The following is a 2,345-nucleotide window of genomic DNA, read 5'->3' on the forward strand; positions in this document are numbered from 1 at the left end:
GTAAGCGTACGGGCAAGGCATCTTGCGCAGGTCAGGCTGGTATCCACTGATGCGGCAACAGCTGCTCAATCTCGCTGGCCTTCTGCGTCGGCAGCCGCGTCAGTACATCCTTGAGATAGGCGTATGGATCATGCCCATTCATCCGTGCCGACTGGATCAAGCTCATGATCGCCGCCGCCCGCTTGCCGCTGCGCAGTGACCCTGCGAAGAGCCAGTTCGAACGACCGAGCGCCCACGGCCTGATCTGGTTCTCGACCGCATTGTTATCGATGGGCACAGCACCATCGTCCAGGTAGCGCGTCAGCGCTACCCAGCGTTTCAAGCTGTAATCCAGTGCCTTGGCCGTGGCCGACCCTTCCGGCACACGCTCGCGCTGAGCCAGCATCCACTCATGCAGTTTCTCTGCGACAGGCGTTGCCTTTTCCTGACGTAATCGCCAGCGATCTTCATCGCTCATGGCCTTGGCCTGCCGCTCGATTTCATACAGGCCACCGATGGAGTGCAGCGCTTGTTCGGCCAGTTGGCTCTTGTTCGCCACATGCAGGTCAAAGAACTTGCGGCGGGCGTGGGCCATGCAGCCGATTTCGGTGATGCCCTGCTCGAAGCTGACCTTGTAGCCAGCAAAGTCGTCACAGACCAGCTTGCCGCTCCACGCGCCCAGGAAGTTGCGCGCATGTTCGCCGGCACGGCTGGGACTGAACTCGTAGACCACGGCCTTCAGTGCCGAGAACGGCGTCGTGCAGTAGGCCCAGACATAGGCCCGATGGGTTTTCTTCTCGCCGGGAGCCAGCATCTGTACCGGCGTTTCATCGGCGTGGATGACCTGCTGGGCCAGCACCGTTTCGCGCAACGCATCCACCAGTGGCTGGAGCTGCACGCCGGTTTGGCCCACCCACTGCGCCAGCGTGGAGCGGGCGATGGCCAGGCCGGCCCGGCCAAAGATTTTTTCCTGCCGGTACAGTGGCAGGTGATCGGCGAACTTGGCCACCATCACATGGGCCAACAGGCCGGCAGTGGGGATGCCCTTGTCGATGACCTGGGCGGGCACCGGCGCCTGGATCAGTGTCTCGCACTGGCGGCAGGCCCACTTGCCACGCACATGTTGCTCGACGGTAAACACGCCCGGGGTGTAGTCCAGCTTCTCGCTGATGTCTTCGCCGATGCGCTGAAGCTGGCAGCCGCAGGCGCACTCGGTGCTATCGGGCTCGTGGCGGATAATGGTGCGCGGCAGTTGCGCGGGCAGCGGAGCACGCTTGGGTTGCTGGCGTGGTTCATCCGCCACCGGCGCGGGACGCAGTGCTTGCAACTCCGCGTCGATGGCTTCGAGGTCGGTGGTGAGCAGGTCATCCAGCAAGCTGCCTTGCGCCGGGCTGATCTGCTCGCTGCGCTTGGCGAATTTGTGCCGCTTGAGGATGGCGATCTCGTGAGAGAGCTGCTCGATGATCGTCTCGTCGCGATGGATCTTTCTGCCCATGGTGTCGACCTTGGACAGCAACTGCGCAGCGAGTGCGCGCAGTTGTTCGGGCGTCATTTGATCGAGATTGGGCGAAGAAGTCATGCCATGGATTTTACCAAAGCAACCTACCTGCCACAGCTAAAGGCGAGGCTCAGAGCACTGTAATCGCGCCCATTCGCTGCCATGGCAAGCCAAGCACCAAGGCTTGAAGCTGTTCGGCATCGAGTTCTACTTCCAGGCCGCGATGAATTCCAGGCCAATGGAACTTCCCTTGGTTGAGTCGGCGTGCGGCAAGCCAAATGCCCACGCCGTCGTGCACGAGCACTTTCATCCGGTTGCCGCGGCGGTTGGCGAACAGATAAGCGCAGTGCGGCTTCGCCGCACCGAACACCTCGACCACGCGGGCCAACGCCGTGTCGGTGCCGGCGCGCATGTCCATCGGCTCGGTGGCGAGCCAAATGGCGTCGATACGGATCATTGCAAGAGGCTACGGATGAAGCGTGCGCAGCCGTCCGGATCTGAGGATGGCCATTTGACCGTGATGGATTTGTCACCCAGCGGCAAGGCGATCACCACCGTTTCATCCGCTTGCCGCTTGGGAATCGGCGGCAGCGGTACGAATGCAGGCAGTGCTGGGACTTGGTCACGGTAAATCGGTAACCATTTGCGGATTACGTTGGCGTTGATGCCATGACTGATGGCCACGCTGGAGACGGTCGCGCCGGGTTGCAGGCACTCCCGCACGACTTGGGCCTTGAACGGTTTGGGGTAAGAGCTTCGTTGGCGCATGGAAATCCCGGCGATAAGGGCTATCGCGTCCGCTTAAAAATACGCGGACACCATCGCCCTTAATGCTGGAGTTCGGAAGGTGTGTTCACCGGGCGCTTAC

General features: G+C 61.6%; 3 protein-coding genes. All 3 read right to left on the reverse strand.

The features are described 5' to 3' along the window. Nucleotides 1–31 precede the first annotated feature (31 nt). The 3 genes from tnpC to tnpA are packed head-to-tail and all read right to left on the reverse strand — an operon-like array spanning nt 32 to nt 2,245. Nucleotides 32–1,558 carry an IS66 family transposase gene (gene tnpC / locus BM060_RS31965; protein WP_074986577.1) on the reverse strand — a complete coding sequence of 509 codons (1,527 nt, stop codon included), beginning with the start codon at nt 1,556–1,558 and terminating at the stop codon, nt 32–34. 49 nt (nt 1,559–1,607) lie between these two features. Next, on the reverse strand, nt 1,608–1,934 hold the full coding sequence (tnpB, locus tag BM060_RS31970; protein ID WP_074986579.1) for an IS66 family insertion sequence element accessory protein TnpB: 327 nt from the start codon (nt 1,932–1,934) through the stop codon (nt 1,608–1,610). After that, nucleotides 1,931–2,245 (reverse strand): IS66-like element accessory protein TnpA, encoded by a 315-nt coding sequence (tnpA, locus tag BM060_RS31975; protein ID WP_074986582.1) that lies wholly within the window; start codon nt 2,243–2,245, stop codon nt 1,931–1,933. The genes tnpB and tnpA overlap by 4 nt, the downstream gene beginning before the upstream one ends. Nucleotides 2,246–2,345: the final 100 nt, after the last annotated feature.

This window comes from Pseudomonas citronellolis (genome assembly GCF_900112375.1).
Classification (GTDB): Bacteria; Pseudomonadota; Gammaproteobacteria; order Pseudomonadales; family Pseudomonadaceae; genus Pseudomonas; species Pseudomonas citronellolis.